2 tRNA genes and 1 rRNA gene are annotated in these 652 nt (G+C 48.2%); all 3 read right to left on the reverse strand.

The window, feature by feature from the left end:
* Positions 1–163: 163 nt before the first annotated feature.
* A tRNA-Ala gene (locus CSQ93_RS28540) sits at positions 164–239 on the reverse strand.
* Between the two features lie 19 nt (positions 240–258).
* Positions 259–335: transfer RNA gene (locus CSQ93_RS28545), tRNA-Ile, on the reverse strand.
* Positions 336–433: 98 nt separating this feature from the next.
* Positions 434–652, reverse strand: a 16S ribosomal RNA gene (locus CSQ93_RS28550); the annotation flags it as partial.

Genomic DNA, 652 nt, shown 5'->3' on the forward strand with positions numbered 1-652 from the left:
ATACAATCATTACCCATCGATTTGCTTTTTACGGCAAACCGATCAATAAATAATCTTTACTTCTTCCAGATTGTTAAAGAACGAAACAGCTTTGATCGCTAAAAGATCAAACCTAAACCCAAGTCTTATTGACTGGCTTACGTTTGCACTTTCGAGTAAAACGTGGTGGAGGATGACGGGATCGAACCGACGACCCCCTGCTTGCAAAGCAGGTGCTCTCCCAGCTGAGCTAATCCCCCTGAGATATTACTAATTAGCTGGTAGGGCTGGTTGGACTCGAACCAACGACCCCCGCGTTATCAACACGGTGCTCTAACCAGCTGAGCTACAGCCCCAACGCGGTGCTACTACGACTACTGTTTCTTCTTAATTAAACAGCCGATAAGTGTGAACATTTGATGCGTGAATCATTTCTGATTCGTGCAAACTCTAGAAAGGAGGTGATCCAGCCGCACCTTCCGATACGGCTACCTTGTTACGACTTCACCCCAGTCACGAATCCTACCGTGGTAAGCGCCCTCCTTACGGTTAAGCTACCTACTTCTGGTAAAACCCGCTCCCATGGTGTGACGGGCGGTGTGTACAAGACCCGGGAACGTATTCACCGCGACATGCTGATCCGCGATTACTAGCGATTCCAACTTCATGCAGT

Origin of the sequence: Janthinobacterium sp. BJB426 (assembly GCF_002735705.1) — a bacterium.
Classification (GTDB): Bacteria; Pseudomonadota; Gammaproteobacteria; order Burkholderiales; family Burkholderiaceae_D; genus Janthinobacterium.